Below are 15,554 nucleotides of genomic sequence, written 5' to 3'. Positions count from 1 at the left end.
GTGCGATCGCACATCCCGGCGTGATGAGGAAACCGATGTCATCTTCGAGGAAGAAGCGCGGACCCGGAACCGCTGCCTATGGTATTCCCAAGGTGAGCCGCCTTCCGCCATCGTTCGCCACTCTTCTCGTGATCGTGGCCATGATCTCCACGGTGGCCGCCCTGGTGGTCCCCGTCGTGAAGTCGGCGGGTTCGTACCGCAACCCGCAGTCCTCTGACGTGCCGGGTACCGTTCAGACCCCGACCGGACCGCTGACGCCGCTCGACCGCGACTTCGTCAAGCGCGTCCGGCTGGCCGGACTGTGGGAGATCCCGGCAGGGCGGATGGCACTGGCCAAGGGCGGAACCGCCGAGGTCAAGACGGCCGGCCAGCACCTGGTCGACGGGCACACGGATCTGGACCGGGCCGCCCTGGAGACGGCCCAGACCCTGGGCATGGAACTGCCCAACGAGCCCAACGCCCAGCAGAAGGGCTGGCTCAAGCAGCTCAACGACGCCGAGGGTCCGGAGTTCGACCGGCAGTTCGCGAACATCGTGCGCAGCGCCCACGGCCAGGTCTTCGCCGTCGTCGCCCAGGTACGGGCGAGCACGCAGAATTCCACCGTCCGCGATCTGGCGACCGTCGCCAATTCCACGGTCCTGGACCACATGACGGTCCTGGAGGCCACCCAGCTGGTGAAATTCGGCGACCTCACCGCCCTGCCGTCCGGTTCGACGGCGTCCGCGAGTCCGGTACCGGTTCCCGCGGCTTCCCAGCGCTAGCGATCCGCGGCGCTGGAGACCAACAGCAACAAGGCTGTCCAATGCCTGTCCGACAGGCCCGATCCCGTTTCGAGGGTGCAATCATGAGGATTCACAAACGCGACAGGTCCAAGCGGAGAATGGGGGCTCTGCTGGTGGCCGGCGTACTGGCGACCAGTGGCGCGTCCGTTCTCGCCGCCGCAGCCTTCGCCGGGCAGGTGCCCTGGCGGTCGCAGGCGGGCGCCGCCCAGATCGGCACGGTCGCCTGCGGCGACGTCGGTGCGAGCCTGGCCACGGTGCCCGAGGCCGCCCAGCCGGAGGTCGACAAGGGCCTCGCGGACCTCGACGCCCAGGTGGCGGACGCCTACCGTGGCCTCTCGGAGGCCGGTTCCGGCAGTGGCGAGAAGCGCGTCATGGGCGACCTGGCGGCGAAGCGCACGGCCACCCTGAAGAAGCTCGCCACGACCGCCGGACCGGACTCCGGTCTGCCCAAGGACCTGGGAGGCCTGGCCAACTGCTCCGTCCGGCGCGACCTGGTGGTCGACGCCTCGGCCAAGGACTTCGCCCCCGACGCCAAGGGCGTTGCGGCCGACAAGAGCAAGGCATCGGGCGCGAAGGCCAAGCTCGGACGCGGATTCGTCGACATCAAGACCGTCCGCCCGAACGTCGTCAAGCCCCCCAGGACCGGGACGGCCACCGGCAGCTTCACCTCGCGGTGCGGGCGCAACGAGAACCGCCACCTGAACCCCGACAACGTCATCGTCGCCCCCGGGGTGAGCAACGGTGCCCACCACATGCACGACTACGTCGGCAACCAGATCACCGACGGGTTCTCCTCCAACAACAAGCTCGGCGCGGCCGGCACCACCTGCACCAACGGTGACCAGTCGGCGTACTACTGGCCGGTGCTGCGGCTCCTGGACGGCACCAACGAGAGCGACCTCAAGGCAGCGGGTGGCGGCAAGGACCGCAACGTGGGGAAGATCCTGCAGCCCGCCGAGGTCGGCCTCACCTACACGTCCCCCGCAGGCAACAAGGTCGTGCCGATGATCCGCTTCATGAGGGTCCTCACCGGTGACGCCAAGGCCCTCACCAACGGCCCGGCCAACGCCCACGCCTCATGGAGCTGCACCGGGTTCGAGGACCGCCAGCTGGCCGACAAGTACCCGGTCTGCCCGGGCGGAAGCCGGGTCGTGCGGACCCTGAAGTTCCCGGACTGCTGGGACGGCAAGAACATCGACAGCGCCAACCACCGCACCCACACCGCCTTCTCGAACGCGAGCGGCGCCTGCCCGAAGAACTTCAAGGCGATGCCGCAACTGGTCGAGCGCGTGGCGTACGACGTGCCGGCCGGCGTCAAGTTCGCCGTCGACAGCTTCCCCGAGCAGCTCCACAACCCGATCACCGACCACGGGGACTTCATCAACGTCATGAACCCCAACCTGCTTGCACAGATGGCCAGTTGCATCAACGAGGGTCGTCGCTGCGGATGACCCCACGGGCCGCCGGGACGACCCCGGCGGCCCACCCCGGGGACCCGGTCCCCGTTCGATCGGACGCATGACACTAAGCCGGAGGGCTCAGCGATGTTGACAGGGCAAGGACGCGGATCCAGGCGTTCGGCCGACGGTCCGACCAGGGCCGCGGGCCGCGGCGAGCAGGCGGGGAACGGGGCACCCGGCGAAGGTGCCGAGGGGAAGGGCGCGCTCGCGCGCTGGCCGATCCTGCCGCTGCTGGCGGCCGGGCTCGGTGTGGCGGCCGTGATCGTCAACGCCGCGCTGCAGTCCTTCCTCGGAGTGGCTGCCGGCGTCATGGCGCTGGTGTCCTTCTCCGCCGCCGTGCTGTGGGGCCTCACGGCCACCGACCGGCTGCTGCTGCACCCGATGCACCGCCTGGCCGCCCAGGCGATCCACCGGGCGATGGGCATCAGCGGCGTGGTCTTCCTCGTGCTGCACGTGTGGATGAACCTGATCCAGGACCAGATCAGCTCCGTGGCGGCCTTCGTGCCGTTCGCCGACCCGAACCGCCCGGTGGTCCTGGGCCTCGGGGTCGCGGCCGGGTACGTGTTCCTGGCGGTCGCCGCCGCCGGTGCGGCCCGCGGCCTGCTGGCCAAGACCGGCGAGGCGACCCGCTGGCGGATCGTCCACATCTGCGCCTACCCGGCGTGGGGCGCCGGGCTGGTCCACGGGCTCAAGGCGGGCCGGCTGCCCGCCCAGTACGTCTCAGTCCTGTACAGCGTGGCGGTGGTGGGCGTGATCGTCGCGCTGGCACTGCGGCTGGTCTTCCAGGACCGCGGCAGCCAGCGCCGGACGGTCGTCCCGATCCGGCCCGAGGCCGAGACCCGGCTGCCCGTCGGCACCGGGACCGGACGACGGCGGCAAGCCGGATGAGCGGCGCGCCCATCGCCTGGCTCGGCCGACCGGTCCTGCTGGCGGGCCTGGAACAGGAGGAGCGGCTGGACTACCGCTCGCACCTGGTCGTCCACGGCGGAATGCCGCTGATGCCGGCCGACGAGCTGGCCGACCTGGCCGAGAACGTCAACCTGCGTGGGCGCGGCGGGGCAGGCTTCCCGTTCGCCACGAAGCTGCGGGCCGTCGTCAAGTCGGCCGCCCGGCGCAAGGGCCGCCCGGTGGTGGTGGTCAACGGAACGGAAGGAGAACCCAGTTGTCTCAAGGACGCCGCACTGCTGCTGCGGACCCCCCACCTCGTGCTGGACGGCGCGCTGCTCGCGGCCACCGCCCTCGACGCCGAGCAGGTGGTCATCGGGTGCACGCGGGTCGACGTGGAGCAGTCCCTGCGCCGGGCGCTGAACGAACGGAGGTCGACGAGCCTGCCGGTGACCGTCAACCGGCTGCCCGAGCGGTTCGTCTCGGGGGAGGGGAGCGCGCTGGCCCGCGGCATCACCAGCGGGATCGCCCTCCCCCGCGGCGGGGGCGTACGGACCAGCGACAGCGGAGTGGGGGGTATGCCCACCCTGCTGTCCAACACCGAGACCTACGCGCAGCTCGCGGTCGCGGCCCGACTCGGGGCGCTGACCTATCGCGAGGTCGGGCTCCCGTCGGAACCGGGCACGGTCATGATGACCCTGGCCGGCCGTCAGGTGGTGGAGGGGCCCACGGGCGTACCGCTCGGCGAACTGCTGACGATGTTCGGCCTCGACATCGGCCAGGGCGTCCTGGTCGGCGGCTACCACGGCAAGTGGCTGTCGCCCGAGGCGGCCGCCCAGGCCGTCGTCTCGCGCGAGTCCTTCCAGAGCCTCGGCGGCGCCCTCGGCGCCGGCGCCATCCTGCCGCTGCCGGAGACCACCTGCCCACTGGGCGAGGCCCTCCGGGTGGCCCGCTGGATGGCCGACGAGACGGCCGGCCAGTGCGGCCCCTGCTACCTCGGCCTGCCGGCGCTGGTCAAGGCGTTGGAGGAGGTGCTGAAGGGCGGTGGCCGGCCCGCCATGGAGCTGGTCGAGACCCGGATGCAGGCGGTCATGAAACGGGGAGCGTGCAGCCACCCCGACGCCGCCTCCCGGTTCGTGGCCTCGGCCCTGTCCACCTTCGACGACGACCTGCAGATGCACACCTACCAGTACGGCTGCGGCCGGCCGGTCCAGGACGTGCTCCCCATGCCCGTCATGGAGAGCGCCGGAACCATCGTCGTGGACTGGACGCTGTGCGAGGCCCACGGGCTGTGCAGCAGCGTCCTGCCCGACGTGATCAGCCTCGGGGCGGACGGCTTCCCCGCCGCCGCCGTCATGCCGGTCCCGCCCCAGCTCCTCCAGCAGGCGGCCCGGGCCGTCGACCGCTGCCCCGCACTTGCCCTGCGGATGCAGTGAGCGCCGCCGGCCTCCGGGCCGCCGCCCAACCTCCGGCCGGGCACCGCGCCGGCCGCCCGTAACGAACCCGAATCCCTCGAAAGCCCAGGCTCCACCGATGGAAAGGCAAGAAACACCTTGACGACGAAACGATACGGCCTCGTGGCGGTCTGCCTCCTGATGGCCGGCCTCGTGCTCATGGCCGCCTTCGGAAGCGCCAACAGTAGTGCCAGCCCCGCCGCCCCGCCCGCCTCCGGACTCCTGGTCGGCGGCTCGGGCACGGCGCCCTCCCCGGCCGGAGGCGGCTACGGCACCTACGGCGACGCGTCCGGCGCGGCCACGGCCCCGGCCGGCGGCGGTGGCCAGTCCGGCGGGACGCTGGCCGTCCGGGCGGACGAGAAGCTCGGCTCGGTCCTGACGGACGGCCAGGGCTTCACCCTCTACCGGTTCGACAAGGACACCGCCAAGCCGCCGGCGTCCAACTGCAACGGGGCCTGCGCCACCACCTGGCCGCCGGTCCTCATGGACGGCACCACCGCCGGCACCGGCGTCGACTCGGCCAAGCTCGGTGAGGTCACCCGTGCGGACGGCTCCCGCCAGCTGACGGTCGGCGGCTGGCCGGCCTACCGCTACTCCATGGACACCGCGCCCGGCGACACCAAGGGCCAGGGCGTCGGCGGTACCTGGAACGCCCTCGCCCCCGACGGCTCGAAGGCCAAGGCCGCTGACGCCGCCCCCGCCACCCCGGCGCCGGCCAACCCCGCCCCCGCCACCCCCATGCCGCAGCCGACCCAGCAGGCCACGGCGAAGGTGCAGCTCTCCATCGCGACCAACCCCCAGCTCGGCTCGATCATGGTGGACGCCAACGGCCGCACCCTGTACCACTTCGGCAAGGACACCGCCTGGCCGATGCGCTCCAACTGCGAGGGCGACTGCCTGAAGACCTGGACCCCCGCGCCGCCGGTGGACGCCGACAAGATCAAGGGCATCGACCCGAAGCTCGTCGGCAAGATGCAGCGCCCGGACGGTACCTGGCAGCTGAGCATCAACTGCACGCCCGCCTACCTCTTCACGGGTGACCAGGCCGCCGGCGACGCCAAGGGCCACGGGATGGCCAACGGGCTCTGGACGGCCATCAACCCGGCGGGCAAGGCCGCCGGGGGCAAGTGACGCCCCAGGAAGCCGTCGTGGCGCCGGGCGGCCCCCAACGGACCGTCCGGACCACACTCCAGTGGGCCGCGCTGATCCTCCTGCTCGTTCTCGGGGTCGTCGAACTCCTCGGTGGTTCGGGAGGGTTGGTCGGATCCTCGCAGGCGGCACCGGGCCCGGCCCGGACCACCGTGGAGGACCTGGCCCGGCGGATCGGCTGCACGGCGGACATCACCACCGACGCGGCCGACATCCGGCAGGGCATGTGCACCTCCGGAGGGGACGAGATCTGGATCGCCACCTTCCCCACCACGAGCGCCCGGGACGCCTGGACCGACGAGGCGAAGGACTACGGAGGGAAGTACCTCGTGGGCGACGGCTGGGTGGTCGTCCTGTCCGACGCGACAGCGGACATGCTGCACGGGCTGCTCGGGGGGGTGATGATGAACGGGGTCGACCACAGCGGGTCGCACGCCCACAGTGGTAACTGACTGTTTACGACAGCGACACCAGACGAGGGTTCCCGCCGGCTCGGGCCGGCGGGAACCCTCGTCCCGTTCCGTCAAGCAGGGCCCGTCCCCCGGGATCCGCCCCGCTCCGGACGGCCGCGGCTGCCTCACGAGCCGCCCAGGACACGCACGCTCGGGCAATTCGAATGCCGTATCAGATTTGTTGTTATCCGACAGCCGCCCGCCGTGACACGGTCCCGTCACGGCTGTGTCGCAGGCTCGTCGCGACCCTGTCACGGCTCCGGTGAACGCCCCGGCTTGCCGCAGCGCGCAGGTCAGGCGCCCCGTGCGCCGCCGCGCCCCCCGGCACACGGATTCCCCACATTCGGATCCGGAATCACCGGAAGCCCGCTCTCCCCTCAGGCGGTTGCCCCGAAACCCGTGCGACTGGTGTGCTGTGGCTCTTCCTGCCACTCCGCCCCGACGGCCCAGCAGCAGACCGTCGTCGATGCCATTCATCCGGGCAGATCCCCGTCCCGGCCCGTGCGGCCGATGCGCGCCAGACGCGCCGATCCGCCGCCACGAGACGGCCAGACCTGAGGAGTAACAAGATGACCGTTCTCACCAGCACCCACGAGTCGGGTCTGAGCATGCTGAGCGACGCCGAACTCTCGGCGGCGCTCCCCACCTCCACCGCGACCGGCAACTCCCGCATCCGGGAGGTGATGGCCGAGGTCTTCACCCGCCACCACAGTGCCGTGCTCGCCTACGCCCGCGGCTACTGCCGCGACCCCCAGACCGCCCAGGACCTCGCCGCCGAGGCCTACGCCAGCACCTACCTGTCCGTCGCCCGCGGCCGCGGCCCGCGCTACGCCTGGCGGGCCTACCTGATGGCCTGCGTCCGCCGCACGGCCATGGAGTGGAGCACCCAGACCGCAGACCGGGTCGTGCTGCCCGAGGACTTCGACACCTGGGCCGAGCGCCTCGCCGACGACGCCGAGACCGAGGGCGCCCTGCTGGCCGCCGAGGAGACGGCCCTGGTCGCCCGGGCCTACCGCTCACTCCCCGAGCGGTGGCAGGTGCTCCTGTGGTTCTTCGTGGTGGAGGGCGAGTCCGCGGCCGCCGTCGCCCAGCGGATGAGCATGACCCCGAGCGGGGTGCGCTCCCTCGCCACCCGCGCCAGGGAGGGCCTCCGGGAGGCCTACCTGCGCGCCCACGTCGACGAGGGCACCGGCCTGGAGTGCCGCTACTTCACCGCCCTGCTGGCCGGCGCCGTCCGCCGCCCGGGCCGCCGCCGGGGTCGCGAGCTGGCCCGGCACCTGGAGGAGTGCGGCGGCTGCGTCCGGGTCGCCGAGGAGTTCCGGCGCGCCAACCGCCGCATCATGACCACCTCCCTGGTCTCTGCCCTCCCGACCCCCGCGCCCGCTCCCGTCCCCTCCTGCTGACGCCACCCCCCAGCGGCCGGGCAGCTTGCGCCACCCCCGAGCAGCCCGGCCGGGCAGCAACCCGCCGCCCCGACACGGGCCGCCGGACCGAGACCCGCTCGGCCACCCCGACGAAGCGGCACGGGGCCCCACCAGGAAACCCCTGGCCAGGCTGTCCCTGCCGACCACCGGCACACCCGCGTCGTACACCGTGACCCCCGCGCCCTCGACAGTGTCGTCGAAGCCGCCGCGGCCCCCGCCGTGGTTGGTGCCCGTCACGAAGGCGTGGGATCGGCCGGCCACCGTCATCGTCTCGGTGAACGTCGACGTGGACGTGAATGTCAACGTTGACGTGAACGTGAACGCCGGCGCGAAGGTCAACGTCAACGCCGGCGTGAACGTCAACGCCAGCGTGAACCTGAACGTCAACGCCAGCGTGAACGTCAACGTGAACCTGAACGTCAGCGTGAACGTCTCGCCGTCGCAGGACGAGGCCGACGCAGCCGCCGCCGTACTCCGGCCCCGGCCGTCCCGCGAGGACGCCCCCCGGGCCAACCGGCGGAGAACGGCGGGCCGGTGGCTCAACTGCGGCGGGCGACGGTGACGATCTCCTGGCTGGCCGCGGTGACCGGGCCGTGGTGCCAATCGCCGTAGCGGGCCTCGACGGTGAGGCCGGCCGAGGCGAGGAAGTCGTCGAGGGGCGGGACGTCGAGGAAGCGCAGGCGGCAGCGGTCGGTGCGCAGGACGCCGCCGTCCGGGCCGTGGGTCGTCTCGGTGAAGGTCACCACGTCGCCGTGGACGGACTCGACCCGGTGCAGGACGCGCAGCGTACGGCCGGAGGCGTCGACGACCTCGGTGGGCTCCGCCGCGTTCCACCGGTCCCAGGCGCGGGCCTGCGGGTGGCGGGTCTCGAAGGCGAAGCGTCCGCCGTCCCGCAGGGCCGTCCTGATCGCGGTCAGCGAGGCCCGGACCTCCTGGTCGGAGACCAGGCACTGGAAGGCGTGGCCGGTCATGACCGCCAGGTCGAACGCGCGGTCCCAGGCCGCGTCGGCAGCCGAACCGGCCACCCATTCGACGTCGGTGCGCCGGCGGGCCCGGTCGAGGGCCGCCCGGTTCGGGTCCAGGCCGACCAGCCGTCCTCGGTGCCCGGCCTCGCGGGCCCGGTGCAGCATGGCGCCGGTGCCGCAGCCCACGTCGAGGACGCTGTCCGCGCCCATCACCAGGGCGTGATGGAACGCGTCGCCGGCGTGGCGGTCCGGTTCCCACGGGTTGAGGAGGTCGTAGAGGGCGGCGGCGTCGGCGTCGGACAGCATCCGGGCAGTATCCCCCGGTGGCCGACGGTCCGTCAGGGGAGTCCGCCCGCCGACCCGTTCGGGGGGCGGGGTGGACAGGGGCGGACAGCGGTGGACGGCCGTGGCCCCCCGCCGGGTCTGGAGGGTGGACACCGCCCCGCACGAGAGTGGGCCCCACGAACCCCGACAGCCCATCCGAGGAAGCACGCCATGAAGCTCAGCTCGCCCCGAATCGTCACCGTGCTGGTCGCCGCTGCGGCCACCTGCGCCGCGCTCGGCGCCACCGCCTTCGTCGCCCAGCCCGCCGAACGCCGCCTGCCGAAGGCCGTCACCGCCTGGGCCGCGGCCTGGAACGGCAGCGACCCGCAGGCGCTCGGTGCCGTGTTCGGCACCGACGGCACCTACACGGACCAGGCCGTGGGCGCGGTCTTCCACGGCCGGCGGGAGATCTCGGGCTGGAAGGCCCGCGCCGACGGCCTGATCGAGAACGTCCGCGTCACCGTCCGGGCGGCGTACCGCGACGGTTGCCACATCACCGTGGAGAGCGTCTACTCCGGGCACCTCAAGGGCGCACCCAAGCCGTTCGCCGTGCCGATGGCCACGCTGCTGGACGTCGACGACCACCAGCGGATCACCTCGGACCAGGACTTCTACAGCCTCAACGCCGTCCTCGCGCAGTCCGGCCTGCCCGCCGACTGGGCGCCGCCGGCCTCCTGAACCGCTCGGGCCGCTCGGGCGGTCACGGCGTCCGGGCCCGGTGGCCCGCGTCGTGGCCGCCCGACGCGGCGAGCAGGGTGCGGCCCTCGGGCCAGGAGCCGAGGCCGGAGTCGGCGTTGAGGTGCCCGTACGGTCCGAGCTCGACGTGGCGCGAGCCCCAGCCGGCGGCGAAGGCACGGGCGCGTCCGGGGGAGCACCACGGGTCGTCGCTGCTCGCGACCACGGTGCTGGGGAACGGCAGCGGCCGCAGCGGGATCGGCCGGAAGCCGACCAGCTCCGGGACCTCGGCGGTGTCGACGTCGGCGGGTGCCACCAGCAGGGCGCCCGTGACGGCCCGGGCGGCGGCCGGAGCGCCGGCGGCCCAGTGGGTGATCGTGATGCAGCCGAGGCTGTGCGCGGCCAGCAGGACCGGGCCACCGGCGGGGGTGGCGGCGGCGGTCACGGCGTCGTCCAGGGCGGTCACCCAGTCCCGCAGCCGCGGCCGGTCCCAGTCGGCCTGTTCGACCCGTCGGAAGGTGGCCGGGTCCTCGCGGACCCAGTGGCTCTGCCAGTGCTCGGGGCCGGAGTCCTGGAAGCCGGGCAGGACGAGGACGACGGGGGCGGTCATGGGTCGGACCTCCTGTGGTGGTGGACGTCGGGCGGATCCTATCCGCGGTGCGCACCCCCGCCGTTGGCGGCCTTCTTGACGGCCTCGCGGATGCGGACGTAGGTGCCGCAACGGCAGACGTTCTCGATCCGGTCGATGTCGGCGTCGGTCGGCTCGGGCGTGCGGCGCAGCAGGGCGACGGTGGTCATGATCTGGCCGGGCTGGCAGAAGCCGCACTGGGCGACGTCGCAGTCCAGCCAGGCCTGCTGGACGGGGTGCAGGGTGTCGCCGTCGGCGAGGCCCTCGATGGTGGTGACCTCGCGGCCGGCGCAGTCGGCGACGGGCACGACGCAGGGCTGGATCTCGGCACCGTCCAGGTGGCTGGTGCAGGCGCGGCAGACGCCCACCCCGCAGCCGTACTTGGGGCCGGTGACGCCGAGTCTGTCGCGCAGCACCCACAGCAGGGGCATGTCGGCGGGGGCGTCGACGGTGACGGGCGCGCCGTTGAGGACGAAGGTGTGGCTGGGCATCGCGCGGTGACCCCTCAGAAGTTGATCGGGAAGCTGCGGGGCCTGGTGCCGGTGGCCCGGGCGTACGCGTTGGCGACGGCGGCGGCCGCGGCCGGGACACCGAGTTCGCCGGCCCCGCCGGGGGCGCCGCCGGGCGGCATCAGGTGCACCTCCACCGTGGTGGGGCTGTGCCGCTGGCGGGCGTAGTGGAAGTCGGCGAAGCTGCCCTCGCGGACGGCTCCGCCGTCGATGTGCAGGCCGGCCTGCAGGGTGACGGAGATGCCGTCCGTCACGGCGCCCATCAGCTGCGCCTCCAGGCCGCGCGGGTTGACCGGCAGTCCGACGTCGGCGACCATCACGGCTTTGGTGACGCGGGGCGCGGCCGGGTCGGTCGCGTCGATCTCCACCAGGCAGGCGGCGCTGGAGCCGTGCTCGTCGTGGAAGGCGACGCCTGGGCGTGGCGGGCGGGCATCGGGCGTCCCCACTGCCCGGCCTGGGCCGCCTTGTCGAGGACGGCCCGGCCGCGGGCGCTGCCCAGCCGGGCCCGCCGGAAGGCGACCGGGTCCTGTCCGAGGGTGCGGGCGATCTCGTCGACCATGATCTCGTCGGCCACCCTGACGAGCCCGGAGTAGACCGAGCGCCAGCTGCCGGTGTGCATCTCCAGCGGGACCTCGGCGAGCAGTTGGGTGGAGACCCCGAGCTCGTAGGGGAGTTTCTCGGTGAGCAGGAAGAAAGCCTGGGACAGGCTCAGGCCGCCGGCCTGGAGGGCGAATCCGGCGGCGGTGAGCGCCTCGCCGAGGCCGTGCCGGAAGTCGGTCTGCACGGTGGCGACCCGGTGTTCGTAGGTGAGGACCTGGCCGAGCGCGTGGGTGGCGCGGATCCGGTGGTGGCTGGCGGGGCGCATCCGGCCGTGCCGGGTGTCGTCGTTGCGGGTCCACATCAGCTTGACGGGCCGGCCGGCGGCCCGGGAGACCTGGGCGGCCTCCAGGGCGCAGTCGAAGAACAGCCGCCGGCCGAACGAGCCGCCGGCCCGCACCACGTTGACGGTCACCGCGTCCTGGGGCAGGCCGAGTTCGGCGGCGATGGTCTGCTGGGCGACGATCGGGGACTGCGAGGCGAACCAGAGCTCGGCGCGGTCGGGCCGGACGTCGGCGATCGCCGTCAGCACCTCCATCGGGGCGTGGCTGACGAAGGCGAAGTCGAACTCGGCGTCGACGGTGAGGCTGAGCAGCGGCGGCACCACGAACGGCGGCTGGGCGGCCCGCAGCCGGGCCCTGATGTCCTGGTCGGAGAGGGCGGCGAGCGGGCCGGGCCGCCAGTCGACCGTCAGTGCGGCCTTCGCCCTGAGCGCCTGGTCGAAGGTCTCGGCGAGCACCGCGACGCCGCTCGGCACCCGGACGGCGGCGAGCACCCCGGGCATCGCGAGCGCGGCGGTGGCGTCGTACGAGCGGAGCGTGCCGTTGATCGTCGGAGGGCGGGCGATGACGGTCGGCACCGCGCCGGGCACGGCCAGGTCGCCCGTGTACTTCGCCTTCCCGGTGACCAGGTCCCGGGCGTCGATGCGTCCGGTCGGGCGCCCGACCAGCCGGCGGCGCTCCGCGGTCTTCGGCGCGGTGGACACCTCCGGCACCGTGACGGCCGCGGCGGCGACGGCCAGCGAGGAGTAGGGCGCGGTGCGGCCGTCCGGGGCGATGACCGCGCTGTTCTCGGTGCGCAGCGAGGCGGCCGGCAGGCCCCAGCTCCGGGCGGCGGCGGTGACCAGGCGGGCGCGGGCGGCCGCGGCGGCGGCGCGGACCGGGTCGTAGAGCGAGCGGACCGAGTTGGAGGCGCCGGTCAGCTGGTTGAAGACCAGTTCCGGGCGGGCCCGGGAGAGCGGGACGTCGACGTCGGTGAGCCGGGCGTCCAGTTCGTCGGCGACCAGCATCGCGACCGCGGTGGTGAGCCCCTGGCCGACCTCGGCGCGGGGGAGTTCCAGCACCACCCGGCCGGCCGTGGTGACCTGGAGCACCAGCAGGTGGGAAGTGGGCAGCCCGGCCAGGATCAGCGCGTCGCCGAGGTCCACCAGGTCGGGGACGCCCGGGAGCGCCCCGGCCGGCTGGGGGTCGCCGGCGAGCTGCGCGCCGACCGCGAGGGCGGGGGCGGCCACCAGGTAGGTGAGCAGGCGGCGGCGGGTGATGCTCCGGGGCACGGGAGGAACGCTGATCGGGAGTCCTTCCTGGGCCCGGACGGGCCGGAACGGCCGGTGCCGCGGGGACGGCCCCGAACGGCGTCAGCCGAGCATAGGGAGGTGTTACTGACGGGTCAACACGGTGTCCTGGGTGCCCCGGCGCGGGCCCGGCAGCACCTCCTCGACGGCGCTGGTGCCGTGTCCCTCGCGGGATTCCCAGCGCCAGGTCTCGTCCAGGCGCAGGCGTCCGTCCGGCAGCCGGGAGAGCCGGCTGACGCAGTGCCCGGTGCTGGTCTCGCCGCTGCGGTTGAGCTGGACGTAGCGGAAGTCGAGGACGTCGCCGGCGCGGGTGCCGACCAGCCGGCCGTGCACGATCTCCCCGCCGCTGTAGGAGGCCCGCACCATGCCGTCCTGCTCGTGGTACGCGAAGCGGGTCGAGCCGTCCACCTCGCCGTGCTCGGCGCGGGCGACCGGGGCGAAGACCAGGCCGTCGACAGAGGGCAGCACCGGTGCCTCCTTCGGTAGGGGAGGCACCAGTCGATCACGGCGGGCTGCCGCGGGGGAGGGGTGGTTCGGATGCTGGACCCGCGCGGTTGGTGGCCGGTGGCGGGGTCAGAGGTAGTCGTCGAGCCGGGCGAGGGCGAAGCCCTGGGCGGTGGCGGTGTCGATCACGCGGCGGAGCATCTGGGCCATGGTGCCCTGCCAGTCCGTGCCCGGGTCCCGGAAGTGGGTGAGGATGATGTCGCCGGGGTGCAGCCGCTGGTCGTCGTAGCGCCACTCGATGCGGTCGGGGAAGGCCTCCTCGGTCCACAGCGGGATCGCCCGCACGTCGCAGGCCGCGGCGGTCTGCAGGGTGGTGTCGGTGTACTCGCCGTACGGCGGGCGGAACAGCGCCGGCCGGGTGTGCAGTTCCTGTTCCAGGCGGTCCCGCTGGCCGCAGATCTCCTGCCGCTGCTGGGCGGCGTCGAGTCGGCGCAGGTCGGGGTGGTTGATCGTGTGGTTGTTGACGCCCGCGCCCTGTGCCTGGAGTTGGCGGAAGTAGCCGTAGTCGGTCCGGGCGAGGTAGTCGGAGAGGAAGATGCTGACCGGGACCTTCAGGTCGCCCAGCATCCGGACCAGCTCCGGATCCTTGGCGGCCCCGTCGTCGATGGTGAGGAAGACCACCGGCCAGTCGGTGGGCACCCGGTAGACCACCGGCGGTACTCCGTCGTGGAGCAGCACGTTGGTGCTCGCGACCAGTTCCGGCCGGGTCGCGGGCGGCGGTGGGGCCGTGAGCGGCCGGGCGGCCAGGCCCCAGCGCCCGGCGGCCGCCAGGGCCTGGTCGCGGGCCGACGCCTGGCGGGCGACGGCGGCCTGGGCGTTGTCCTCCTCCTGACCGGCGCGGCCGGGCAGGGCGGCGGGCCGTTGGGCGGGCGGCACCGGGTCGCCGGAGTGCGGGGTGCGCGCGGGCGTTGCGGCGGTGGTCCGGTCGCCGGGGGACTGTCCGGTGCAGGCGGTGGCGGTGAGCAGGAGGGCGGCGGTGCAGGGGATGAGCACCCGACGAGGTCTGAATGATGATCGGATAGTCATACCGGCCGATGATCCCCACGGGGTGGCTCCGCGAACCCGGGGCAGCCCCCGAGTGGCCCGGACGGCGGAGCGTTCGGGTGATGCGCTCGGCTGACGCGTTCGGGTGACGCGCTCTGCTGAGGCGCTCGGGTGATGCGCCGTCAAGCCCCCCTCGGACGGGAGGGCAGGGGCGTACGCGAACGGTGGGGCGCACGAGCCGTACGGGGCGAGCGCCGTCGTGCGACCGCGCGCCCCCGCCGTCCGTGCCGGACCCTGGGCACGTGGGGCGCGGCCTCTCTACCGTGGAGGCCTGATCACCGCAGGACGACACGTAGGGGACACCATGGCACGCCGCTGGCTGGTGACGGGATGCTCGTCCGGACTCGGGGCCGCACTGGCCGAGGCGGTGGCCGCCTCCGGCGACACCCTCCTCGCCACCGCCCGCAAGCCCGCCGCCCTGGACGACCTCGCGGCCGCCCACCCCGACCGGGTCACCGTCGCGGCGCTCGACATCCGCGACCCCGACCAGTGCGCCGAGGCCGTGCGGATCGCCGAGGACCGGCTCGGCGGCATCGACGTCCTGGTCAACAACGCGGCCAGCGGGCTGCTCGGCGCGGTGGAGGAGGTCTCCGACGAGGAGCTGCGCGAGCAGCTGGAGATCCTGGCGGTGGCGCCCTGGCGGCTGTCCCGCCTGGTGCTGCCCGGCATGCGGGCGCGGGGCGGCGGCCACATCGTCAACGTCTCCTCCATCGCCGGCCGGTTCTCCTTCCCCGGGATGGGCGCCTACGTGGCCGGCAAGCACGCCCTGGAGGGCATGAGCCAGGCCCTGGCCGCGGAGGTCGAGCCGTTCGGGATCCGCGTCACCGTGCTCGAACCGGGTGGTTTCAGCACCCGCTACGGCAGCTCCGCCGCCGAGCCCGCCACCCGCGTCCCCGCCTACCGCGGCGCGGCGGTCGACGAGACCCGCGACGGCGTCCGCGGCATGGCCCACAACCCCGGGCTCGGGCGGCCCGAGGACTTCGCCGCCCTGGTCCTGCGGCTCGTCGCGGCACCGGGCGGCCCGCTGCGGGTGCCGGTCGGCGCCGACGCCTACCAGTACCTGGAGGCCGTCCACGGTCTGGCCGGGGCGGAGCTCGCCGAGGCGAAGGCCTTCACCCTGGGCGGCTGAGCC

17 protein-coding genes are annotated in these 15,554 nt (G+C 73.6%); 10 read left to right on the top strand and 7 right to left on the bottom strand.

Annotation, left to right across the window (positions count from 1 at the left end; translation table 11 throughout):
• Positions 1–140: 140 nt before the first annotated feature.
• From ACIOFR_RS09890 to ACIOFR_RS09855, 8 genes are all read left to right on the top strand, one after another.
• Positions 141–761 carry a DUF4142 domain-containing protein gene (locus ACIOFR_RS09890; RefSeq protein WP_400994719.1) on the top strand — a complete coding sequence of 207 codons (621 nt, stop codon included), beginning with the start codon at positions 141–143 and terminating at the stop codon, positions 759–761.
• An 83-nt stretch (positions 762–844) separates the two neighbouring features.
• Entirely contained in the window at positions 845–2,233 is a 1,389-nt protein-coding gene (locus ACIOFR_RS09885) for a DUF1996 domain-containing protein (protein ID WP_400994280.1), read from the top strand.
• A gap of 93 nt (positions 2,234–2,326) precedes the next feature.
• Positions 2,327–3,130, top strand: coding sequence for a hypothetical protein (locus tag ACIOFR_RS09880; RefSeq protein WP_400994277.1), 804 nt, complete (start codon positions 2,327–2,329; stop codon positions 3,128–3,130).
• Positions 3,127–4,563 carry an NADH-ubiquinone oxidoreductase-F iron-sulfur binding region domain-containing protein gene (locus ACIOFR_RS09875; protein WP_400994275.1) on the top strand — a complete coding sequence of 479 codons (1,437 nt, stop codon included), beginning with the start codon at positions 3,127–3,129 and terminating at the stop codon, positions 4,561–4,563. Before ACIOFR_RS09880 ends, ACIOFR_RS09875 begins: the two co-directional genes overlap by 4 nt.
• A 117-nt stretch (positions 4,564–4,680) precedes the next feature.
• A complete protein-coding gene (locus ACIOFR_RS09870; protein WP_400994272.1) occupies positions 4,681–5,712 on the top strand; it encodes an SCO0930 family lipoprotein in 1,032 nt (343 codons plus the stop codon).
• Positions 5,709–6,182, top strand: coding sequence for a hypothetical protein (locus tag ACIOFR_RS09865; protein ID WP_400994269.1), 474 nt, complete (start codon positions 5,709–5,711; stop codon positions 6,180–6,182). The genes ACIOFR_RS09870 and ACIOFR_RS09865 overlap by 4 nt, the downstream gene beginning before the upstream one ends.
• A 569-nt stretch (positions 6,183–6,751) precedes the next feature.
• Entirely contained in the window at positions 6,752–7,585 is an 834-nt protein-coding gene (locus tag ACIOFR_RS09860; RefSeq protein WP_400994267.1) for an RNA polymerase sigma factor, read from the top strand.
• 295 nt (positions 7,586–7,880) lie between these two features.
• Positions 7,881–8,168 carry a hypothetical protein gene (locus ACIOFR_RS09855; RefSeq protein WP_400994264.1) on the top strand — a complete coding sequence of 96 codons (288 nt, stop codon included), beginning with the start codon at positions 7,881–7,883 and terminating at the stop codon, positions 8,166–8,168.
• Here the strand turns inward: ACIOFR_RS09855 and ACIOFR_RS09850 are convergent.
• Positions 8,146–8,877, bottom strand: a complete 732-nt coding sequence (locus tag ACIOFR_RS09850) for a class I SAM-dependent methyltransferase (RefSeq protein WP_400994261.1) — start codon at positions 8,875–8,877, stop codon at positions 8,146–8,148. The genes ACIOFR_RS09855 and ACIOFR_RS09850 overlap by 23 nt on opposite strands.
• Positions 8,878–9,066: 189 nt before the next feature.
• Here ACIOFR_RS09850 and ACIOFR_RS09845 point away from each other — a divergent pair, with 189 nt between their 5' ends.
• Positions 9,067–9,573: a nuclear transport factor 2 family protein gene (locus ACIOFR_RS09845; protein ID WP_400994258.1), complete on the top strand. Its 507-nt coding sequence runs from the start codon at positions 9,067–9,069 to the stop codon at positions 9,571–9,573.
• 22 nt (positions 9,574–9,595) lie between these two features.
• Here the strand turns inward: ACIOFR_RS09845 and ACIOFR_RS09840 are convergent, their stop codons facing one another.
• The 6 genes from ACIOFR_RS09840 to ACIOFR_RS09815 form a co-directional block, all read right to left on the bottom strand.
• Positions 9,596–10,180: an RBBP9/YdeN family alpha/beta hydrolase gene (locus ACIOFR_RS09840; protein ID WP_400994256.1), complete on the bottom strand. Its 585-nt coding sequence runs from the start codon at positions 10,178–10,180 to the stop codon at positions 9,596–9,598.
• A gap of 38 nt (positions 10,181–10,218) precedes the next feature.
• A complete protein-coding gene (locus ACIOFR_RS09835; RefSeq protein WP_400994254.1) occupies positions 10,219–10,689 on the bottom strand; it encodes a (2Fe-2S)-binding protein in 471 nt (156 codons plus the stop codon).
• Positions 10,690–10,703: 14 nt separating this feature from the next.
• Positions 10,704–11,027, bottom strand: a complete 324-nt coding sequence (locus tag ACIOFR_RS09830; protein ID WP_400994716.1) for a hypothetical protein — start codon at positions 11,025–11,027, stop codon at positions 10,704–10,706.
• A complete protein-coding gene (locus tag ACIOFR_RS09825; RefSeq protein WP_400994252.1) occupies positions 11,024–12,856 on the bottom strand; it encodes a xanthine dehydrogenase family protein molybdopterin-binding subunit in 1,833 nt (610 codons plus the stop codon). The genes ACIOFR_RS09830 and ACIOFR_RS09825 overlap by 4 nt, the downstream gene beginning before the upstream one ends.
• A gap of 102 nt (positions 12,857–12,958) precedes the next feature.
• Entirely contained in the window at positions 12,959–13,342 is a 384-nt protein-coding gene (locus ACIOFR_RS09820; protein WP_400994250.1) for a hypothetical protein, read from the bottom strand.
• Between the two features lie 105 nt (positions 13,343–13,447).
• Positions 13,448–14,371 carry a polysaccharide deacetylase family protein gene (locus tag ACIOFR_RS09815; RefSeq protein WP_400994248.1) on the bottom strand — a complete coding sequence of 308 codons (924 nt, stop codon included), beginning with the start codon at positions 14,369–14,371 and terminating at the stop codon, positions 13,448–13,450.
• A 355-nt stretch (positions 14,372–14,726) separates the two neighbouring features.
• Here ACIOFR_RS09815 and ACIOFR_RS09810 point away from each other — a divergent pair, with 355 nt between their 5' ends.
• A complete protein-coding gene (locus ACIOFR_RS09810; RefSeq protein WP_400994245.1) occupies positions 14,727–15,551 on the top strand; it encodes an SDR family oxidoreductase in 825 nt (274 codons plus the stop codon).
• Positions 15,552–15,554 lie beyond the last annotated feature (3 nt).

Origin of the sequence: Kitasatospora sp. NPDC088346 (assembly GCF_044740765.1) — a bacterium.
In the GTDB taxonomy this organism is placed as follows: Bacteria; Actinomycetota; Actinomycetes; order Streptomycetales; family Streptomycetaceae; genus Kitasatospora.
The sequence above is the reverse complement of the archived record's forward strand: the minus strand, read 5'-3'. Positions and strand labels throughout refer to the sequence as shown.

Coding starts and splice junctions, on each gene's coding strand:
- ACIOFR_RS09890 (WP_400994719.1), top strand. CDS start 141: ATGATCTCCACGGTGGCCGCCCTGGTGGTCCCCGTCGTGAAGTCGGCG.
- ACIOFR_RS09885 (WP_400994280.1), top strand. CDS start 845: ATGAGGATTCACAAACGCGACAGGTCCAAGCGGAGAATGGGGGCTCTG.
- ACIOFR_RS09880 (WP_400994277.1), top strand. CDS start 2,327: ATGTTGACAGGGCAAGGACGCGGATCCAGGCGTTCGGCCGACGGTCCG.
- ACIOFR_RS09875 (WP_400994275.1), top strand. CDS start 3,127: ATGAGCGGCGCGCCCATCGCCTGGCTCGGCCGACCGGTCCTGCTGGCG.
- ACIOFR_RS09860 (WP_400994267.1), top strand. CDS start 6,752: ATGACCGTTCTCACCAGCACCCACGAGTCGGGTCTGAGCATGCTGAGC.
- ACIOFR_RS09850 (WP_400994261.1), bottom strand. CDS start 8,877: ATGCTGTCCGACGCCGACGCCGCCGCCCTCTACGACCTCCTCAACCCG.
- ACIOFR_RS09845 (WP_400994258.1), top strand. CDS start 9,067: ATGAAGCTCAGCTCGCCCCGAATCGTCACCGTGCTGGTCGCCGCTGCG.
- ACIOFR_RS09840 (WP_400994256.1), bottom strand. CDS start 10,180: ATGACCGCCCCCGTCGTCCTCGTCCTGCCCGGCTTCCAGGACTCCGGC.
- ACIOFR_RS09835 (WP_400994254.1), bottom strand. CDS start 10,689: ATGCCCAGCCACACCTTCGTCCTCAACGGCGCGCCCGTCACCGTCGAC.
- ACIOFR_RS09810 (WP_400994245.1), top strand. CDS start 14,727: ATGGCACGCCGCTGGCTGGTGACGGGATGCTCGTCCGGACTCGGGGCC.